The 19225-nt window shown below is 64.5% G+C and carries 16 protein-coding genes; 12 read left to right on the top strand and 4 right to left on the bottom strand.

Features of this window, described 5'->3' with window-relative positions:
- The first annotated feature begins 104 nt into the window (after nt 1–104).
- From boxA to C8C93_RS24545, 3 genes are all read left to right on the top strand, one after another.
- A complete protein-coding gene (boxA, locus tag C8C93_RS24555; protein ID WP_121508972.1) occupies nt 105–1391 on the top strand; it encodes a benzoyl-CoA 2,3-epoxidase subunit BoxA in 1287 nt (428 codons plus the stop codon).
- Between the two features lie 472 nt (nt 1392–1863).
- Nucleotides 1864–2076 carry a hypothetical protein gene (locus tag C8C93_RS24550; protein WP_055395311.1) on the top strand — a complete coding sequence of 71 codons (213 nt, stop codon included), beginning with the start codon at nt 1864–1866 and terminating at the stop codon, nt 2074–2076.
- Nucleotides 2077–2295: 219 nt separating this feature from the next.
- Complete coding sequence (locus C8C93_RS24545) at nt 2296–3321, top strand: SDR family oxidoreductase (RefSeq protein ID WP_121508555.1); 1026 nt, start codon at nt 2296–2298, stop codon at nt 3319–3321.
- An 18-nt stretch (nt 3322–3339) separates the two neighbouring features.
- On the opposite strand, the gene C8C93_RS24540 is transcribed toward C8C93_RS24545, so the two are convergent.
- Together C8C93_RS24540 and C8C93_RS24535 are read right to left on the bottom strand one after the other, a co-directional pair.
- Nucleotides 3340–3717: a DUF779 domain-containing protein gene (locus tag C8C93_RS24540; RefSeq protein ID WP_121508971.1), complete on the bottom strand. Its 378-nt coding sequence runs from the start codon at nt 3715–3717 to the stop codon at nt 3340–3342.
- Nucleotides 3718–3887: 170 nt separating this feature from the next.
- Complete coding sequence (locus tag C8C93_RS24535; RefSeq protein WP_121508554.1) at nt 3888–5411, bottom strand: aldehyde dehydrogenase family protein; 1524 nt, start codon at nt 5409–5411, stop codon at nt 3888–3890.
- 310 nt (nt 5412–5721) lie between these two features.
- On the opposite strand from C8C93_RS24535, the gene C8C93_RS24530 reads away from it, so the two are divergent.
- A complete protein-coding gene (locus C8C93_RS24530) occupies nt 5722–7692 on the top strand; it encodes a sigma-54-dependent Fis family transcriptional regulator (RefSeq protein ID WP_121508970.1) in 1971 nt (656 codons plus the stop codon).
- A gap of 3 nt (nt 7693–7695) precedes the next feature.
- On the opposite strand, the gene C8C93_RS24525 is transcribed toward C8C93_RS24530, so the two are convergent.
- Complete coding sequence (locus C8C93_RS24525) at nt 7696–9282, bottom strand: methyl-accepting chemotaxis protein (protein ID WP_121508553.1); 1587 nt, start codon at nt 9280–9282, stop codon at nt 7696–7698.
- 205 nt (nt 9283–9487) lie between these two features.
- Between C8C93_RS24525 and C8C93_RS24520 the strand changes: the two genes are divergently transcribed.
- Nucleotides 9488–9994 (top strand): flavodoxin family protein, encoded by a 507-nt coding sequence (locus C8C93_RS24520; protein ID WP_121508552.1) that lies wholly within the window; start codon nt 9488–9490, stop codon nt 9992–9994.
- A gap of 48 nt (nt 9995–10042) precedes the next feature.
- On the opposite strand, the gene C8C93_RS24515 is transcribed toward C8C93_RS24520, so the two are convergent.
- A complete protein-coding gene (locus C8C93_RS24515; protein WP_055395322.1) occupies nt 10043–10381 on the bottom strand; it encodes a helix-turn-helix transcriptional regulator in 339 nt (112 codons plus the stop codon).
- Nucleotides 10382–10477: 96 nt separating this feature from the next.
- Here C8C93_RS24515 and C8C93_RS24510 point away from each other — a divergent pair, with 96 nt between their 5' ends.
- From C8C93_RS24510 to C8C93_RS24480, 7 genes are all read left to right on the top strand, one after another.
- A complete protein-coding gene (locus C8C93_RS24510) occupies nt 10478–11548 on the top strand; it encodes an efflux RND transporter periplasmic adaptor subunit (protein ID WP_121508551.1) in 1071 nt (356 codons plus the stop codon).
- A gap of 1 nt (nt 11549) precedes the next feature.
- Nucleotides 11550–14897 (top strand): efflux RND transporter permease subunit, encoded by a 3348-nt coding sequence (locus tag C8C93_RS24505; RefSeq protein WP_121508550.1) that lies wholly within the window; start codon nt 11550–11552, stop codon nt 14895–14897.
- 63 nt (nt 14898–14960) lie between these two features.
- Entirely contained in the window at nt 14961–16247 is a 1287-nt protein-coding gene (locus tag C8C93_RS24500) for an NAD(P)/FAD-dependent oxidoreductase (protein ID WP_121508549.1), read from the top strand.
- A 59-nt stretch (nt 16248–16306) separates the two neighbouring features.
- Nucleotides 16307–16516, top strand: a complete 210-nt coding sequence (locus C8C93_RS24495) for a DUF2892 domain-containing protein (protein WP_055395335.1) — start codon at nt 16307–16309, stop codon at nt 16514–16516.
- A 13-nt stretch (nt 16517–16529) separates the two neighbouring features.
- Nucleotides 16530–17939, top strand: coding sequence for a TolC family protein (locus tag C8C93_RS24490; protein WP_121508548.1), 1410 nt, complete (start codon nt 16530–16532; stop codon nt 17937–17939).
- Nucleotides 17936–18280: a rhodanese-like domain-containing protein gene (locus C8C93_RS24485; protein WP_233559562.1), complete on the top strand. Its 345-nt coding sequence runs from the start codon at nt 17936–17938 to the stop codon at nt 18278–18280. The genes C8C93_RS24490 and C8C93_RS24485 overlap by 4 nt, the downstream gene beginning before the upstream one ends.
- 69 nt (nt 18281–18349) lie before the next feature.
- The gene (locus C8C93_RS24480; RefSeq protein ID WP_121508547.1) at nt 18350–19210 is read left to right on the top strand and encodes an MBL fold metallo-hydrolase; all 861 of its coding nucleotides are present in this window, start codon (nt 18350–18352) and stop codon (nt 19208–19210) included.
- The last annotated feature ends 15 nt before the right edge of the window (nt 19211–19225 follow it).

Genomic DNA, 19225 nt, shown 5'->3' with positions numbered 1-19225 from the left:
CGGTTCCGCGGTGGCACTGGCATCAGGTCGCGCCACTGCTTACCGCTGCGCGCAATGGCGCAGGGACATGGCACCGGAACAACTGTTGGAAGAAGAATATGGGCATGACCACCACCACGCTGATCGACAACGGCATCCTGAAGCAGCACCTGATCGACCCCGAGATCTGCATCCGCTGCAACACCTGCGAGGCCACCTGCCCGGTGGGTGCCATCACACACGACGACAACAACTACGTGGTGCGCGCCGATGTGTGCAACGGCTGCATGGCCTGCATCTCGCCCTGCCCCACCGGCTCCATCGACAACTGGCGCACCATGCCGCTGGCGCGCGCCTACAGCATCGAAGAACAGCTCACCTGGGAAGAACTGCCGCCCGAACTCACGCCCGATGAACTGGCTGCCGAGGGCGTGGCGACTTCAGCCGGGGATACAAAGCTGCCGTCCGCAGCGGCTGCACCGACCACGCCCATGGAGCCGGGCACGCAGACGTTCCGCTCGGCGCAGTACGGCGCCACGGTGCCACCCTGGTCGGCCGCACACCCCTACACCAACCTGTTCCCCCCGAGGAGCCCCACCACCGCCACCGTGGTTGGCAACTTCAACTGCACCGAGGCGGGCTTTGAGAGCGAGACGCACCACGTGGTGCTCGACTTCGGCAGCATGCCGTTCCCGGTGCTGGAGGGGCAGTCCATCGGCATCATCCCGCCCGGCACCGACGCGCTGGGCAAGGCGCACCACGCGCGCCAGTATTCCATCGCCAGCCCGCGCAATGGCGAGCGGCCCGGCTATAACAACTTGGCGCTCACGGTAAAGCGCGTGACCACCGACCACGACGGCAACGCCGTGCGCGGCATCGCTTCCAACTTCGTGTGCGACCTGAAAGTGGGCGATAAGGTCCAGGTGGTGGGGCCGTTTGGAAGCTCCTTCCTGATGCCCAACCACCCGCGCTCGCACATCGTGATGATCTGCACCGGCACCGGCAGCGCCCCCATGCGCGCGATGACCGAATGGCGTCGGCGCCTGCGCAGCAGCGGCAAGTTTGAAGGCGGCAAGCTCATGCTGTTCTTCGGCGCACGCACGCAGCAGGAGCTGCCGTACTTTGGCCCACTGCAAAACCTCCCCAAGGATTTCATCGACATCAACCTGGCGTTCTCCCGCACCGCCGGGCAGCCCAAGCGCTATGTGCAAGACCTGATGCGCGAGCGCGCCGCTGACCTGGCTGCGCTGCTGCGCGACGGCAACAGCCACTTCTATGTCTGTGGCCTGAAGAGCATGGAAGAAGGCGTGGTGATGGCCCTGCGCGACATCGCCAGCGAAGCCGGCCTGGAGTGGGACGCTGTGGGCGCCGCACTCCAGCGCGAAGGACGGTTGCACCTGGAGACCTACTGAGCTGCATCGCCGCCGGTCCGTAGGCCGGCGGCACGGGAAGCGCGCTGGTGGTGGTGCGCCTCCAGGTTGGTCGGATTGCGCATCAAATTTAGAGTGCAATAGGGCCCTAGCGCTTGATGGATAATCGCAAACAGCTATTATTTTTATAGCACTTAAGCCATCCACCACCCTCGCAGCAGTTGCGCATAGTCAGGCGAGAAATGAACGGCGCACTTTCGCGCACGCGCCCCGCCCTTCCCGCCAGCACCGCCAAAGCGCCACGCTGCACTATCCAGAATAATCACACGCCCCACGCACCTTTGCGCGCCTCGCAAGATGCGGAAACCTGGTGTGCGTTTGCTTACGGCAGATGGAAAAAGGACGACCCGCCTATAGGACAGGGACTACAGAAATTGCCCTGGTGCATTTTGAGAATGAATTCACACACGGCCCCCCGTGTGCAATTTTTCTTTTCTTTCACCAGGAGATATCAATGTCCAGCAACAACCCTCAAGGCCAGAACCAGCACACCGACAACAACGACTCCCAGCGCAAGAATCAGGGCAGCCGGCAGGCCGAGCAAAGCAACGATCCATCCGGCAACCGCCAGCAGGGGCAGAACGACCCTTCGGGCTCCAGCGGCAATCAGGGAAGCCGTGAGCAACATGGCGATTCTTCCCGCCGCACACCCCAGAACCAGCGCTGATCCGTCGAGCGGCGCCTTGCCGTGAGACTGATGCAGGCCAAACGGGCGCACGCCAAGCCGCAAGCCGGCGGTGGGCGTCCGCCTTGTGACCTCGGGCCGCGCTGCCTCCACCCCGGAAGCAGCGCGGCCTTACTTTTTGCCCCTGTTGCGGCCTTCATTCAGCGCGCCACACCCCTGCGCTTCGTTTTTCTTTCATTCATTGAGCCAGCACCCTCTGCCATGAACACATCCAAAACGCCCCCTTCCGACACAGCGGTCCATGCAACGGTCCAGAAGCAGAGGCGGATCCAGACCGAGCAGGACCGCCACGACACACACCAGCCTCCAAAGAGCAAGGCACGACCCACGCAGGGCAAAGGCAGCCCTGCGGCACCGGGGCCGGGTCACGCGGAACCGGCACCTCCGCTGCCCGACCAGCACCTCGCCAAACCGGGCCTGGAGGCGGACATGGAACTCAAGCCCCAGTTCGAGGCAGCCCACTATCGGGGCAGCGACAAACTCAAAGGGTTCTCTACCCTGGTGACTGGCGGTGACTCGGGCATTGGCCGCGCGGTGGCCGTGCTGTTTGCCCGCGAGGGCGCGGACGTTGCCATTGCGTACCTGGCGGAACATGCAGATGCCGAGCAGACTCGCCAGCTGGTGGAGGCCGAAGGCGGCCGGTGCATTCTGATCCCCGGCGACGTCAACGACGCTGCGTACTGCGCGGATGCCGTGCGGCAGGTGATCACCGCATTTGGCAAGCTCAATGTGCTGGTCAACAACGCGGCATTCCAGGAGCATGCGGCATCCCTGGAAGAACTGACGGCCGAGCGTTTTGACGAAACGTTCCAGACCAATATCTACGGCTACTTCCACATGGCCAAGGCAGCCCTGCCCCACCTGCACCGGGGTGACTCGATCATCAACACCGGCTCCGTCACCGGGCTGCGCGGCAGCAAGGAACTGATCGACTACTCGGCCACCAAAGGGGCCATCCATGCGTTCACCAAGGCCCTGGCCCACAACCTGGCCGACCAAGGAATCCGCGTGAACGCTGTCGCCCCCGGGCCGGTATGGACTCCGCTCAACCCAGCGGACAAGGCGCCAGACGACATCGAAAAATTTGGTGCAAAGACCCACCTGGGCCGCCCGGCGCAGCCCGAGGAGATTTCACCCGCCTACGTGTTTCTTGCAGCGCCGTGCTGCTCCAGCTACATCACCGGCACGGTGCTGCCGATCACGGGCAACGCCGGCGACGGCGCGTGAAGAGAGCACCGCCTCACATCACGCCAGATCGCGGGCGACCAGCGGTTCAATCCCAGCCCACTCCTCGTCCGTGAACAGGCGCGAGCGGGTGTGGAAAGCCTTGCCGGTGCTGCCCTCCAGCGAAAACGTGCCGCCGTGCCCGTCAATCACATCCAGAATGAGCTGCGTGTGCTTCCAGTACTCGTACTGCGATTTACCGATGTAAAACGGAGTGCCGCCCACATGCCCCAGCAAGACATCCCCCGCCCCAATGGTCAGGTCGGTGGGCAAGTAACAGTTGGCGGCACTGTTGTCGCAACACCCGCCCGACTGGTGGAACATGACGCTGCCATGCTGCGCCTGCAACTGCGCAATCAGCGCAAGGGCTGCGTCGGTGGCAATGACTCTCTCGACCATGGTGATCTCCTGGTGCGCCAATGCAAAAAGCTGCCGCAGAACGACTCTGCCGCAGCGTCACCAGCGGTTCACAGGCCGTTCCTGGCTAGGCGTCTCTCCCGCAGACAGTAGCAACGCTACGGCAAGGGAGAGCAACGACGCCAGGGACGGTCTGTGGACCGCCACCACCATCAGAAGAAGCCGAGCTTGTTTTCCGAGTACGAAACCAAAAGATTCTTGGTTTGTTGGTAGTGGTCCAGCATCATCTTGTGCGTCTCGCGCCCAATGCCCGATTCCTTGTAGCCGCCAAACGCCGCGTGCGCCGGGTAGGCGTGGTAGCAGTTGGTCCACACACGCCCAGCCTTGATGGCGCGGCCCATGCGGTAGGCCACATTGCCGTTGCGGCTCCACACTCCCGCCCCCAGGCCGTACAGCGTGTCGTTGGCAATGGCCAGGGCTTCGGCTTCGTCCTTGAAGGTGGTCACGGCCAGCACGGGGCCGAAGATTTCCTCCTGGAAGATGCGCATCTTGTTGTGGCCCTTGAACAGCGTGGGCTGCACGTAGTAGCCGCCTTCCAGGTCGCCACCCAGGTGGGCTTGGCCACCGCCAGCCAGGACTTCGGCGCCTTCGGCCTTGCCCAGTTCCAGGTACGACAGGATCTTGGTGAGCTGCTCCTTGGAAGCCTGCGCGCCCATCATGCTGTCGGAGTCCAGCGGGTTGGCATGTTTGATGGCCGTCACGCGCTTCAAGACACGCTCCATGAATTTGTCGTAGATGCTTTCCTGGATCAGCGCGCGGCTGGGGCAGGTGCAGACCTCGCCCTGGTTGAACGCGAACAGCACCAGGCCTTCCACACACTTGTCAAGGAAGGCATCGTCCTTGTCCATGATGTCGGCGAAGAACACGTTGGGGCTCTTGCCACCCAGCTCCAGCGTGGCGGGAATCAGGTTGTTGGCGGCGGCCTGCGCGATCACGCGGCCGGTGCTGGTCGATCCGGTGAAAGCGATCTTGGCAATGCGCTTGCTGGTGGCCAGTGGCATGCCCGCCTCGCGGCCATAGCCGTTGACGATGTTGAGCACGCCGGGCGGCAGCAGGTCGGCAATCAGCTCGGCCAGGATGAGGATGGAAATGGGGGTGGACTCTGCAGGCTTGAGCACCACGCAGTTGCCCGCGCCCAGGGCAGGCGCCAGTTTCCACGCCGCCATCAGGATGGGGAAGTTCCACGGAATGATCTGGCCCACCACGCCCAGTGGTTCCTGGATGTGGTACGCCACGGTGTTCTCGTCGATGTTGGAGAGGGCGCCTTCCTGCGCACGCACACAGCCTGCAAAGTAGCGGAAGTGGTCCACGGTGAGTGGGATGTCGGCGTTCAGCGTTTCGCGGATGGCCTTGCCGTTGTCCACGGTTTCCGCATAGGCCAGCAGCTCCAGGTTCTGCTCGATGCGGTCGGCAATCTTCAGCAGGATGTTGCTGCGCGTGGCGGCGTCGGTCTTGCCCCAGGCGTCGGCAGCGGCGTGGGCGGCGTCCAGCGCCAGCTCGATGTCATCAAAGGTGGAGCGGGCGGCCTGGGTGTAGATCTTGCCGTTGACGGGTGAGATCACATCGAAGTATTGGCCCTTGACCGGGGGCACAAATTGGCCGCCGATGAAGTTGTTGTACTGGGGCTTGTAGGCGATCTGGGCGCCAGCGGCGCCGGGGGCTGCGTAAACGGTCATGTTGTCTGTCTCCGGTGGATTTGTGGACATCTGGTCGGCACACCGCGCCGCCAGATAGAGGACATGACTCAAAACCCGTGCCAACCTGCCCCACCTGCTAAGTGTTTGATTTTTATGGCTTTGTTTGCGCGTCCGCAAGAATGCACAACCCATCGGCCGCTAAGGTGTCCGCTCCAGAACGCGACACCTGTCACGAAATGGAACAGTTGAAGCGGCCCCTCAGCGCTTGCTATTGCCCTGGCCTCTGGCCACCGCCATACTGGCTTTCAAACAGGGCGCGTTCATGACGCCCGGGCAGGAGACAAACACCATGCGATCCACTTCCACATCTGTGGCACTGCGGCAAGCCCGCCAGCACCTGCTGGAATCAGGCCAATGCCCCATCGGCCTCGTGGACGAGCGCCTGGCACGGTCGTGGCAGCGCAGCCTGGACAGCGGCCTGCTGCCCACCGGGCGACTGGGCAACCCCGACAACCTGGAACACCAGGCCTTGCGGCAGTTGCGCGGCCACCACCAGGAGTTGCTGGCGCATTCGCGCCCCGTGATGGAGTACCTGTTTGAGCAGGTGCGCGACAGCCAGAGCGTGGTGGTGCTGGCCAGCCCCTGCGGCACGCTGGTGGACACCTGTGGTGACGCCTACTTTCTGGGCAAGGCCGAACGGGTGGCCCTGACCAGCGGCGCCTCGTGGCACGAAAAGCAGCGCGGCACCAACGCCATCGGCACCGCGCTGGCCGAAATGGCGCCCGTGGAAGTGCACGGCGCAGAACATTTTCTGGAGCGCAACGGCTTTCTGACCTGTGCCGCCGCCCCCATCCTGTCTGCCACCGGGCAGATACTGGGCATTCTGGACATCTCCAGCGAACACAGCCGGGGCAACCCCCACACGCTGGGGCTGGTCAGCACCGCCGCCCACATGATCGAAAACCGGCTGCTGGTGTCGGGCAGCCAGCGCCATGTCCGCCTGCACCTGCACACGCACCCCGAGGGCATTGGCACCGTGGCCGAAGGCATCGCGCTGGTGTCGGAAGACGGCTGGGTGGTGGGCGGCAACCGCAGTGCGCTGGCGCTGCTGCGCATTTCGGTGGCGCAGCTGGGCAGCATCTCGCTGGACCAGATCCTGAACGTGGACCTGCAAGAGCTTCTGGCGCGCCATCACCGCCGGCCCGACGCGCCGCTGTCCTTGCGGCGGCACGATGGCGCCCCGCTTTTTGGGCTGCCAGTGCCCGACAAGCGCACGGTGCGGACCCTGCCCCCATCTGCGCCCGCCCGCCCGCCAGAGGATGCGCTGGCCCAGCTGGACACCGGCGATGCCCGCTGGCGCGCAGCGGCCGCCAAAACACGGCGCATTCTGGGCAAGCCCATCGCCCTGCTCATCCAGGGCGAATCCGGGGTGGGCAAGGAGTGGTTTGCGCGCAGTGCACACCAAAGTGGCCCGCGCCGCGACGGCCCCTTCATTGCCATCAACTGCGCCGCAATGCCCGAGTCGCTGATCGAGTCCGAGCTGTTTGGCTACAGCCCCGGCGCGTTCACCGGCGGCCGGCGCGAGGGGCGCCTGGGCCTGCTGCGCGAAGCCCATGGCGGCACGCTGTTTCTGGATGAGATTGGCGACATGCCGCTGACCCTCCAGACGCGGCTGCTGCGCGTGCTGCAGGAGCGGCAGGTGGTTCCACTGGGCAGCGCGCAGCCGGTGGCCGTGGACTTTGCCCTCATCTGCGCCTCCAACCGCAAGCTGCGCGAAGAGGCGGAGCAGGGACGGTTTCGCACCGACCTGTACTACCGGATCAACGGTCTGGCGGTCGAGCTGCCCCCCCTGCGCGAGCGCACCGACTTCGAAGCGCTGAGCCAGCGCATGCTCCAGGACATTGAACCTGCCCGACACCTGCGCCTGGACCCTTCGTTGATGGCAGCGCTGGAAAAATACCGTTGGCCGGGCAATTTGCGCCAATGCGCCAGCGTGCTGCGCACCGCCTGCGCCATGCTGGACGCGCACGAGGAGATGGTGGAATGGCACCACCTGTCGGACGACTTTCTGGAAGAACTGCAAAGCGCGGATCGTTTTTCCACGCCCTCCACTACGGAGCGCCCTCCGCAAAACCTGGATGAGCTGTCCCAATCGGCCATCCAGCAGGCGCTGGAGAGCTGCCGGGGCAACATGAGCCACGCAGCGCGCACCCTGGGCATCAGCCGCCAGACGCTGTACCGCAAGCTGGCCCTGCGCAAGGAGCGGCTCGCCGCCCCTGATGTGCAGCACTCCGCCCGGGGCTTGTTGTCAGGGCGCTGACGTTCAGGCCAGCATCAGGCGCTGGCCCGCATGCTGCCCCGATTCCAGTGGCTGGGCAACGCCGGAGAGTTTGAACGTTGCGACCGTTTCCACCAACTTCCTCGACTGGGTGCTCAGGCTGGAGGCTGCTGCGGCCATTTCCTCCACCAGCGCCGCGTTTTGCTGGGTGGCCTGGTCCATCTGGTTCACCGCCACATTGACCTGGTTCACCCCTTCGCTTTGCTCGGTTCCGGCCGCGCTGATTTGCGCCACCGTCTCCGTCACCCGCTCAATGGACGAGACCACCTCTTTCATGGTCTGCCCGGCGGTGCCGACCAGCACGGTGCCAGCCTCAACCCGCTCGACACTCGTGGCAATGAGCGTTTTGATCTCCTTGGCGGCCTCGGCAGAGCGTGCCGCGAGGCTGCGCACCTCCGAGGCCACCACGGCAAAACCCCGTCCCTGCTCACCCGCCCTGGCAGCCTCCACGGCCGCATTCAGGGCCAGGATGTTGGTCTGGAACGCGATCCCGTCAATGACACCGATGATTTCGGAAATCTTCTTGGAGCTTTCGTTGATGCCGCTCATGGTGTCCACCACTTTCGACACCACATCGCCCCCCTGCTTGGCCACCGTGGATGCACTCTGGGCGAGGGCATTGGCCTGGCGTGCATTCTGCGCATTGTTTTGCACCGTGGAATTGAGTTCCTCCATGGCGGCAGCGGTCTGCTCCAGCGCACTGGCCTGGTTCTCCGTCCGGGTGGAAAGGTCGCTGTTGCCGATGGATATCTGCGCGCTGGCCGCCGCCACGGTTTCGGAACCACTGCGCACTTGGCTGACGATGCGGGTCAGCGAGTCCTGCATCACGGCCAGCGCTGCCAGCAGGGGGCTGAATTCATCCTGCGACGCATCCACCACCGCCGTGGTGAGGTCGCCATTGCGCACGCGGTCGGCCACGGCTTGTGACTCGGCAACCCGGCGCAGGAGGGTAGCGCCGATGTGCCACGAAAACAGCAGCAGCCCGATAGCCACCACCACAACGGAGCTCACCAGCGCACGCAAGGTCAGCTTAACGTCCCGCCCAATCTCGGCAAGGCTGGCATCGAGCAGCTTGGACTGGTGTTCCTTCTCCTTGGCAAGAACTGCCAGCACCACATTGCGCGTAGGTATCGTGGACGCGACCAGGAAGTCAAACGCTGGCTCCTTCTTTCCTTCCTTGATCAACTGCAGGTTCTGTTCGGCAACCCGCCAGAAAGCTTCCAATCCTTGGGTCAATTCGGCACTCAGTGCCTTTTCCGATGCCGAATTTACTGCTTGCTGGAAGCCCGCAAGGTCTTTGTCAATCAGGCGCCTTTTCTCGCCGATATCTGCGAGCGTGGCGGCCAGGTCTTCGGGTGTGCGGACCAGGATGGCATGGCGAACCTGCAAGGAAACCCGCGTGACGTTCAACTCCATGGCACTGGCCTGAAGCTGGCGCGGCACCTCTTCCCGAGCCACCAGTTCGGTCTGGTGATTGACCTCACCCAGATAGATCCAGGCCAATACGGCGATCCCGGCCAGTCCTGCAATCAGCAGGAAGGAAATGGCATGAAGACGTCTGGCAATGCTCATGGTGTCACCTCTGCAAGGAAGAAATCTGCGTTGCGGCGGCGCTCTAGCACTGCCCCCTGGGCTTCGTACCAATTGCGACAATTTGCAACGAACCGGGCATCTTGGCGGATTGAACGCGCTTCTCGAATGCGGGTCAATGGGGCCGCCCCTGCATGGCGGCAAGCGGGTCTTCAGGGGTCACAGGGCGAGGGGCTATGCTTTACCCATGAGCCCCCGCAAGACCTTGTTGATCGTTTACCACTCGATGACGGATGGCACGCGCCAGATGGCAGATGCAGCACGGGCAGGCGCTTGCTCCGACAAGGATGGGGCCGTTCAAGTGCGACTGCTGCATGCCGCACAGGCTGGCGCCGCAGACGTGCTGGGCGCGGATGGGTTCATTTTTGCCACCCCGGAAAACCTTGCAGCCATCAGCGGACAACTCAAGGATTTTTTTGACCGCAGCTACTACGCCGTGCTCGACCACGTCAATGGCCGCCCCTATGCATGCCTGGTCTGCGCGGGCAGCGATGGGCACAACGCGGCCCGGCAGATGGAACGCATTGCGACCGGCTGGCGCCTGCGGGCCATCGCCGAGCCCCTCATTGTCTGCACCCACGCGCAGACGCCAGAAGCGATTCTGGCCAGGAAGAGCATCGGCAGCGATGAACTGGAACGCTGCCGAGCCTTGGGCGAAGCGATGGCGCAGGGTTTGGCGCTGGGCGTTTTTTAGGCCGGCTACTGCGCCCAGAAACCTGGTGGGGTAGTCCACTGAAACGGCTCAGCGCACCACCTGAAACGCAGCACGCGCCGCCGAGTCCCGCTCCAGCTGGCGTGCAATATTGCCGCAGACCAGATCACACAAGGCATCGACCGACTCATCGGTCAGCCGGTAGTACACGCTGGTCCCGCGCCCCTCGCGGGCCACAAGGCCGTGTTTGGTCATTAACGACAGATGCCTGGAGACATTGGCCGCGGTGTAGCCACATTGCTGCGCCAGGTCTCCCACGTTTTTCTCTCCGTCCCGCAGCAAATTGAGGATGCGCAGCCGCGTGGGTTCGGCAAGAACCTGGAAGTAGGCAGCGACCTGCTCAAGGGCTTCGGGGGGCATTTCTTTCATCGCGGGATCTCCGTGCATTGGGAACACATGATACATTATTGACTAATTAGCTGATTAGTTAAATAATTAATCTCACATAGATTCCCTGGAGCCGCCATGAAGTCCCTGACCCTGTTGACCGCAGCGCTTTCCCTGGCCGTGTCCGGCGCCTGGGCGGCTGGCGACACCGCTGCGCAGCCGGTCGCCACCTTTACCGTCAAGCCCGCTGCCGCCCAGCTGGCGAGCAGTGTGGACGCCCAGGTCGAGGCCGTGCGGGACGCCACCCTCTCCGCCCAGGTACAGGGTGCGGTGATCAGCCTCTCTGTCAAGGCGGGCGACCGCGTCACGGCGGGCCAGGAGCTGGCACGCATTGATGCGCGCGCAGCGCAACAGAGCGCCGCCGCCAGCGCGGCCCAGGTGGACGCCGCGCGCGCCGCCCAAAACGTCGCGACCAAGGAATACGAGCGCCAAAAGCAGCTGTTCCAGAAGCAGTACATCAGCCAGGCAGCGCTGGACCGGGCAGAGGCCCAGTGGCGCGCCAGCCAGTCGCAGGTGCAGGCCCTGCTGGCGCAGGCAGGTGCGGCCGCCACGCAGTCGGGCTTCTACGTCATCAAGGCGCCATTTGCGGGCGTGGTGGGCCATGTGCCCGCCACCCTGGGCGACATGGCCATGCCGGGCAAACCCCTGATGACCGTGTACGACCCTTCGCTGATGCGCGTTACCGCCTATGTGGGGCAGCAACAGGCCGCCACGCTGCGCGATGGAGGCACTGGCGAGCTGCAGGTGGACATTCCGGGGGTCTCCGCTTCGCGCATCGCGGTCCCGGCATCCAAAGTGCAGGTGCTGCCCACCGTAGATGCACAAAGCCACACGGTGCAAGTGCGCGTAGAGCTGCCAACCAGCGTGGTGGGCGTGGCACCCGGCATGTTCGCCCGCTTGTGGCTGGACGCTGGCAAGGGCACTACCTCACCGACAGCCGCTGCCGTGGGCCCGCTGCTAGTACCCGCCAGTGTGGTGGTGCGGCGCGCGGAAATGACGGGCGTCTACGTGCTGGACGGCCAGGGCCGGCCGCTGCTGCGGCAGGTGCGCCTGGGGCGGCCCGCTGGCGACATGGTGGAGGTGTTGAGCGGCGTGCGCGCAGGCGACCGCATTGCACTCCAGCCCCAAGCTGCTGCCAAGGTGCGCTGACATGAGCACCCCCAAAAATCCTTCTCCGCTCGGAATCTCCGGGCGCATCGCCGCCTTGTTTCAGGGCGCGCAAATCACACCCTTGCTGGCTGTGGGGGCGTTTTTGCTCGGCGTGTTTGCCGTGCTGGTCACCCCCCGCGAGGAAGAGCCCCAAATCGACGTCACCATGGCCAATGTCATCGTGCCGTTCCCCGGTGCCTCCGTGGCAGATGTGGAGCAAATGATTGCGACGCCCGCCGAACAGGTGCTGTCGCAGATGCAAGGCACGGAGCACGTGACCTCGGTGTCCCGGCCCGGCGTGGCGGTGATGACCGTGCAATTCAAGGTGGGCGTGCCACGCACCGAGGCGCTGGTGCGCCTGCACGACACCTTGCGCAGCAATGCCAACTGGCTGCCCAAGGGGCTTGGGGCCATGGACCCGATCATCAAGCCCAAGGGCATCGACGACGTGCCCGTGGTGACGCTCACCCTGCACAGCCGCGACGAAACCTCCGGTGCCTTTGCGCTGGAGCGCGTGGCCCACAGCCTGGAGGCCGAGATCAAGCGTGTGCCCGGCACCCGCGAGGTGCAGACCCTGGGCGGCCCTGGCCGCGCCGTGCTGGTGCGCATGGACACCAACCGCATGGCCGCCACTGGCACTACGGTGGAAGACCTGCGCCGCGCCTTGCAGTCGGCCAACATGGGGCTGCCCGTGGGCGAACTGCTGGGCGGCGACCGAACCATCCAGCTGGACAGCGGCCCCGTTCTGGCGCGCGCCGATGAGGTGGCCGACCTCATGGTGGGCGTGCGCTCGGGCAAGCCGGTGTTCCTGAAAGATGTGGCCGATGTTCAGGACGGCGCCTTGCCCGCCAGCCGCTATGTCTGGCATGGGGTTCCACGGCGCACCGCCAACACCGCCAGTACCAGCAGCGAAGCCCAGCAGAGCGCCGTGGACGAATACCCAGCCGTGACCCTCACGGTGACCAAGAAGGCGGGAGAGAACGCCATCGACGTCGCCAATGCGGTGATGCAGCGGGTCGAACAACTGCACAACACCGTGATTCCCGACGGCGTGGAGGTGACGGAAACCCGCAACTACGGCGCCACCGCCAACGACAAGGCCCAAAAGCTCATCCAGAAGCTGCTGTTCGCCACAGCGTCGGTGGTGGCACTCGTCTTCCTGGCCCTGGGCCGCCGCGAGGCCGCCATCGTGGGCGTGGCCGTGGTGCTGACGCTCACGGTGACGTTGTTTGCGTCCTGGGCTTGGGGCTTCACCCTCAACCGGGTATCGCTGTTTGCGCTGATTTTCTCGATCGGCATCCTGGTGGACGACGCCATTGTGGTGGTGGAGAACATTCACCGCCACCAACTGCTGCACCCCGGACGCAGCCTCAAGGACATCATCCCCCACGCGGTGGACGAGGTGGGTGGCCCCACCATTCTGGCCACATTCACCGTGATTGCCGCCCTGCTACCCATGGCGTTTGTGAGCGGCCTCATGGGCCCCTACATGAGCCCCATCCCCATCAACGCCAGCATGGGCATGCTGCTGTCGCTGGCCGTAGCGTTCGTCATCACCCCCTGGCTGGCCCGGCTGTGGATGAAGGAGCATACGGGCCATCCACCAGGGCATACGAGCCCGGTGCACAGTGGACTCAGCGCTCGCATCGCGCCCACCTTCGAGCGGGTTTTCAGCCCCTTGCTGGATGACGCCCAAGGCCGACGCAACCGCCGCTGGCTGGGGCTGGGCGTGGCGGCACTTATTGCCTTGTCGGTCGCTTTGCCGGTGCTCGGATGGGTGCAGCTCAAGATGCTGCCGTTCGACAACAAGTCCGAGTTCCAGGTGGTGGTAGACATGCCTGCGGGCACCCCGGCAGAGCGCACGGCCGCCGTGTTACATGAGTTGGGAGCACACCTGGCCACCGTGCCCGAGGTGACCGACTACCAGGCCTACGCAGGCCTCTCCGGCCCCATCAACTTCAATGGACTGGTGCGGCAGTACTACCTGCGCACCGGGGGCGAGGTCGGTGACATCCAGGTCAATCTGGTGGACAAGCAACACCGCAAGGACCAGAGCCACGCCATTGCCATGCGGGTGCGCCCCGCCCTGCAGGAGATCGGCAAGCGCCATGGCGCCAATGTGAAGGTGGTGGAAGTGCCACCCGGCCCACCTGTGCTGTCGCCCATCGTGGCCGAGGTGTATGGCCCCGAGGCCGATGGCAGGCGCGAAGTGGCGCGTGCTGTGCGCGCCGCGCTGGCCGCTACCAACGGCATTGTGGACGCCGACGACAGCAGCATTGCCGACGCCCCTCGCAAGCTGCTCATCGTGGACCGGCGCAAGGCGTCCCTGCTGGGCATTCCCCAGCAGGCCATCGTGAGCGCGCTGCATGCGGGGCTGAGCGGCGAAGCCACCACCTGGCTGCGCGACGCCAGCAAATACCCGGCGCCCGTGCTATTGCAATTGCCCGCAGAAAGCCACGGCGACTTGGAGGCACTGTTGCGCCTGACGGTCCGGGGTTCTCAAGGCCAGTTGGTCCCTATCCGCGAGCTGGTCACGGTGAGCGACACCCTGCGCGAACAGCCCGTGTATCACAAGGACCTGTTGCCGGTGAATTTCGTGGTGGCGGACATGGCGGGCCGTGTGGACAGCCCGCTGTACGGCATGTTCCAGGCGCGCAGCGCGATTGCCCACATCGTGGCGCCTGACGGCGGATCGGTGCAGGAATACTTCGTGCGCCAGCCTGCGGATGCCCTGCGGGGCTACGCCATCAAATGGGATGGCGAATGGCAGATCACGTTTGAGACCTTCCGCGACATGGGCGCTGCCTACGCGGTGGGCCTGATCCTGATCTACCTGCTGGTGGTGGCGCAGTTTGGCTCCTACCTCACACCGCTCATCATCATGGCGCCCATTCCACTCACCATCATCGGCGTGATGCCCGGCCATGCCTTGCTGGGCGCGCAGTACACGGCCACCAGCATGATCGGAATGATTGCGCTGGCGGGCATCATCGTGCGCAACTCCATCCTGCTGGTGGACTTCATCAACCTGCAGGTGCGTGACGGCACCCCCCTCAAGACGGCCATCGTCCACTCGGCCATCACCCGTGCACAGCCCATTGTGCTGACGGGGCTGGCGGCCATGATCGGCGCGTTCTTCATCCTGGACGACCCGATTTTCAATGGCCTGGCCATTTCACTGATCTTCGGCATCTTTGTTTCCACCGTGCTCACGCTCGTGGTGATCCCCACCCTGTACTACGCAGCGTACCGGGACCGCAGCGCGGGCAGCGGCACCAACGGTGCCGGTCCCGCCAACCCACCTGACAACAGCCCCTCAGAGGCTGCCGTTCACCACGGAGCGCAGTGAACAGCGCACCGAACGCACTGAACGAACGATCGGGCAACCATCCTTCAACCACAGGAGACAACCATGGCACATGTAGTGATTATTGGAGCGGGTATCGGGGGCATGCCGGCTGCGTACGAAATGCGCAGCAAGCTGCCACGCGAGGATCGGATCACAGTGATCAGCGCGGTGGACTACTTCCAGTTCGTGCCCTCCAACCCCTGGATCGCCGTGGGCTGGCGAAAGCGCGACGACATCGTCCTGCAGATCCGTCCCCTGCTGGAACGCAAGGGCATTGATTTCATCGCCCAACCGGTGAAATCCATCGACGCTCCGGGCAAAACCGTCACGCTGGAAGACGGAAGCACCGTGGCCTATGACTACCTGGTGATCACCACCGGCCCCCGGCTGGCCTTTGAGGAAGTGCCTGGTTCTGGCCCTCTGAACGGCCACACACATTCGGTGTGCTCCGTGGACCACGCGGAACACTTCTGGCGCGACTACCAGAAGTTTCTGGAAGCCCCCGGCCCCATCGTCATTGGCGCCATGCCAGGCGCGAGCTGTTTTGGCCCGGCCTACGAGTTCGCATTCATCGTTGCAGCGGACCTGCGCAAGCGCAAGCTGCGCCACAAGGTGCCGATCACCTTTGTCACCAGCGAGCCCTACATCGGCCACCTGGGCCTGGGCGGCGTGGGCGACAGCAAAAGCATGCTGGAGAGCGAGCTGCGCAGCCAAGACATCAAGTGGATTCACAACGCGCGCACCACGCGGGTCGAAGCGGGCAAGATGTTTGTCGAGCAGCTGGACGACAAGGGCCAGGTGCACCAGCAGCACGAGCTGGCCTTCAAGCTATCGATGATGCTGCCTGCCTTCAAAGGGGTCGATGCCGTGGCGTCCGTACCCGGGCTGTGCAACCCGCGCGGGTTCGTGTTGATCGACCAGCACCAGCGCAGCAAGGCCTACCCCCACATCTTCTCGGCCGGGGTCTGCGTTGCAATTCCGCCCGTCGAGGTGACACCCGTGCCCACCGGCGCACCCAAGACGGGCTACATGATCGAGACCATGGTCTCGGCCATCGTGCACAACATTGCCGCCGACATTGCGGGCCAGCCCGCCACTGCCACCGCCACATGGAACGCCATCTGCCTGGCCGACATGGGGGACACCGGCGCGGCGTTTGTCGCGCTGCCGCAGATGCCGCCGCGCAACGTCAACTGGTTCAAGAAGGGTAAATGGGTGCATCTGGGCAAGATTGCTTTCGAGAAGTACTTCCTGAACAAGATGAAGTCGGGCAATTCCGAGCCCATCTACGAGAAGTACGTGCTCAAGCTCCTGGGCATCACTCGCCTGCAGGAGCAAAAGCCCCATTGACCGGCGCGTGACCACGCACCCACGCCCAGTTTCTATCGTTTCTTAACAAGGAGTTCATCATGACAACCTGGCAAATCGTTCGTTTGGTCGCAGGCACCTTCATCCTGCTTTCTCTGGCGCTGGGCATTCCTGGCAGCCCTGTTTTTGCCAGCCAGTGGTGGCTGGCCTTCACGGCGTTTGTGGGTGTGAACCTGCTGCAGAGCGGGCTCACCAAGTGGTGCCTGATGGAGACCATCTTGCGCAAGCTGGGCGTGCGCCCAGGCTGCTGAGGAGGACCACGCCATGCGCAAAATCCTCCTGAGCGCTGCCTTGCTGGCCTGCGGCATGGGTGCAGCCCAGGCGGCAGATTTGCACGAGGCTTGGCTGGCCGCACGGCAGCAACACCCGGACATGGCAGCAGCGACGGCCACACGCGCCGCAGGCGAGGCCCGCCGCGTGCAGGCTAGCCGCTTGTGGAACCCCTCTGTGACGGCCCAGGCTGCGGCAGGCGCGATGGGCTCACAGACCTCCGCCCAGGGGGCCGCGTTTTCCATGCCAGGGACACCACAGACCTCTGGGGTGGGTTTTGACACCTCGGTCCGCAGCGGCCCGGGTACACGCTGGGGTGTGGAGGCGCGCATGCCGCTGTACAACCCCGAGCGCAGCGCACAGGGGCGCCAGCTGCTGCTGTCCGCCGATCTGGCAGAACTGCAGGCCGCCTCGGTGCAGGAACAGCTGATGCTGCGAACGGCCCAGCAATACTTCTCGGCCGTGCTGGCGCAGCAGCAGCGCGCGTTGCTACTGCGCCAGCAGGAGGCAACCGATCAGGCTCTCAAAGAGGCGCTGGACCGCTTTGCATTGGGAGACTCGCCGATCACGGATGTGCGCGAAGCTGAGGCGCGCGCGCAGGCTAACGCTGCACTGGTGCAGGCTGCCGATGTAGAGATGCAGATTGCGCGCCAGGCTCTGGCCCAGACCACAGGCTGGAATCCTGCGCAACTGCCCCCCCTGCATCTGCCCGCCTCGTCGGGCAACGAAACCACCGCCTTGCGCGATGGCAAACCCCTCGCGCCCCTGTCTCACTGGCTGGATCTCGCCGCGCAGGACAACCTTCAGGTGCGTACCCAGGCGCAGGCCCTCGCACTGGCCGAGCAAGAGGCGACCAAGGCGGCGCGTTTTGCCAGCACCAAGGTGGACCTGGTGGCCCAGGCGGGTGGCGACCACCTGTCAGGATCTGGCCGGTGGGGCTCTGCCAGCAACTCCGCACGCCAGTACATGGTGGGTGTGCAGATCCAGGTGCCGCTGTACACCGGTGGCCAACTTGATGCGCGCCATCAGGAACTGCTGCGCCTTCAAGACAAGGCCCAGGCCGACCTCGACAGCGCCCGACTTGCCGTCGCCCAGCAGGTACGCACCAGCTGGCTGCACCTGCAGGCTGGGGGCGCCCGGACCCAAGCCCTGGAGTCGGCGCTCAGGGCGGCCCAGGTTCGGCTGAAGGCGACCCAACTGGGTCGCCAGGTGGGCGACCGCACCACACTGGATTTGCTGCAGGCACACAATGACGCCATGCAGTCGCAATCCAACCTGCTGGGGCACCAGACCCGCATGGCGCAAGAACGCCTGCAGTTGATGGCGTTGGCGGGCCAACTGGATGAGGCCGCGTTGCAAGCGGCCACCGACACAGCGCACATGCTGGCCCCGCCCACACCTTGAACGCATCCAACCATGCCCTCATCCCACACCCTCACCCCGCCAGCGCCATGAACCCCCACCCCGCCCCCACGCTTCCCCTGGTCGTCGATGTCCGTTCGCCCGGCGAATTCGCAGCAGGCCATGTGGCTGGCTCCATCAACCTGCCGCTGGACAGCCTGGCCCAGCAAGCCGCTGCAGCGCTGCCGCACCGCGACCAACCGATGGTGCTTTGCTGCCTTTCGGGCGCTCGCTCGGGCATGGCAGTCCAGTGGTTGCGCACGCAAGGCTATAGCCAGGTGTCCAATGGCGGCGGTGTGAGCAGCGTGGCCCTGCAGCTGGGCCGCCCCATCGAACGCGACTGATGGGATCACGCGCTTGCCACCGCCACACTCGGAGCATTGTGTCCATCGAACCTGCAACAGGAGACCCCCGTGAAGCCCCAGATAGAAGCCTTCTTTGACGACGCGACCTGGACCGTGAGCTACGTGGTGTTTGACGAACCCGGGGGCCACTGCGCACTGGTGGATTCGGTGCTGGACTACGACGCAAAATCAGGCCGCACCCGCACGCATTCTGCGGATCGCCTGGTAGCTTTCGTCCAGAGCAAGGGGTTGACCGTGCAATGGATTCTGGAAACCCATGCCCATGCCGACCACCTGTCCGCCGCGCACTACCTTCGCAGCAAGCTGGGAGGGAAAATCGCCATCGGAGCCGCGATCACCCAGGTGCAAGAGGTGTTCAAAGCCATCTTCCACCTGGAGCCAGAGTTCCACCCGGATGGCCGTCAGTTCGACCACCTGCTGCACGACGAAGAAGTGTTTTCTATTGGCCAGCTCGAAGCCAAGGCGCTGGCCGTGCCGGGCCACACCCCTGCGTGCATGGCGTACCAGATCGCAGACGCCGTGTTGGTGGGCGACACCCTGTTCATGCCCGACGTCGGCACCGCGCGCTGCGACTTCCCGGGTGGCAATGCGCACACGCTGTACCAGTCGGTGCGCAAGCTGCTCAGCCTGCCCGCACAGACCCGCCTTTTCATGTGCCACGACTACCCCCCCGCGGAGCGCGCCCCGGCCTGGCAGACCACGGTCGCCGATCAGCGCGCCCACAACATCCATGTGCACGACGGCATGACCGAAGCGGCATTCGTCGACCTGCGCACCCGGCGCGATGCAACGCTGGACATGCCCGTTCTCATCCTGCCGTCGGTGCAGGTCAACATCAGGGCCGGGGCGATGCCCCCGGCAGAAGACAACGGCATGACCTATCTCAAGATTCCCGTGAACGCGCTGTGACACGCTATCCACGAG

Origin of the sequence: Acidovorax sp. 93, from assembly GCF_003633835.1 — a bacterium.
GTDB classification, from domain to species: domain Bacteria; phylum Pseudomonadota; class Gammaproteobacteria; order Burkholderiales; family Burkholderiaceae_C; genus Acidovorax; species Acidovorax facilis.
The sequence above is the reverse complement of the archived record's forward strand: the minus strand, read 5'-3'. Positions and strand labels throughout refer to the sequence as shown.

Excerpts from the sequence above, each read along its gene's own strand:
- boxA (WP_121508972.1), top strand. The coding sequence starts at position 105 with ATGACCACCACCACGCTGATCGACAACGGCATCCTGAAGCAGCACCTG.
- C8C93_RS24550 (WP_055395311.1), top strand. The coding sequence starts at position 1,864 with ATGTCCAGCAACAACCCTCAAGGCCAGAACCAGCACACCGACAACAAC.
- C8C93_RS24545 (WP_121508555.1), top strand. The coding sequence starts at position 2,296 with ATGAACACATCCAAAACGCCCCCTTCCGACACAGCGGTCCATGCAACG.
- C8C93_RS24540 (WP_121508971.1), bottom strand. The coding sequence starts at position 3,717 with ATGGTCGAGAGAGTCATTGCCACCGACGCAGCCCTTGCGCTGATTGCG.
- C8C93_RS24535 (WP_121508554.1), bottom strand. The coding sequence starts at position 5,411 with ATGACCGTTTACGCAGCCCCCGGCGCCGCTGGCGCCCAGATCGCCTAC.
- C8C93_RS24530 (WP_121508970.1), top strand. The coding sequence starts at position 5,722 with ATGCGATCCACTTCCACATCTGTGGCACTGCGGCAAGCCCGCCAGCAC.
- C8C93_RS24525 (WP_121508553.1), bottom strand. The coding sequence starts at position 9,282 with ATGAGCATTGCCAGACGTCTTCATGCCATTTCCTTCCTGCTGATTGCA.
- C8C93_RS24520 (WP_121508552.1), top strand. The coding sequence starts at position 9,488 with ATGAGCCCCCGCAAGACCTTGTTGATCGTTTACCACTCGATGACGGAT.
- C8C93_RS24515 (WP_055395322.1), bottom strand. The coding sequence starts at position 10,381 with ATGAAAGAAATGCCCCCCGAAGCCCTTGAGCAGGTCGCTGCCTACTTC.
- C8C93_RS24510 (WP_121508551.1), top strand. The coding sequence starts at position 10,478 with ATGAAGTCCCTGACCCTGTTGACCGCAGCGCTTTCCCTGGCCGTGTCC.
- C8C93_RS24505 (WP_121508550.1), top strand. The coding sequence starts at position 11,550 with ATGAGCACCCCCAAAAATCCTTCTCCGCTCGGAATCTCCGGGCGCATC.
- C8C93_RS24500 (WP_121508549.1), top strand. The coding sequence starts at position 14,961 with ATGGCACATGTAGTGATTATTGGAGCGGGTATCGGGGGCATGCCGGCT.
- C8C93_RS24495 (WP_055395335.1), top strand. The coding sequence starts at position 16,307 with ATGACAACCTGGCAAATCGTTCGTTTGGTCGCAGGCACCTTCATCCTG.
- C8C93_RS24490 (WP_121508548.1), top strand. The coding sequence starts at position 16,530 with ATGCGCAAAATCCTCCTGAGCGCTGCCTTGCTGGCCTGCGGCATGGGT.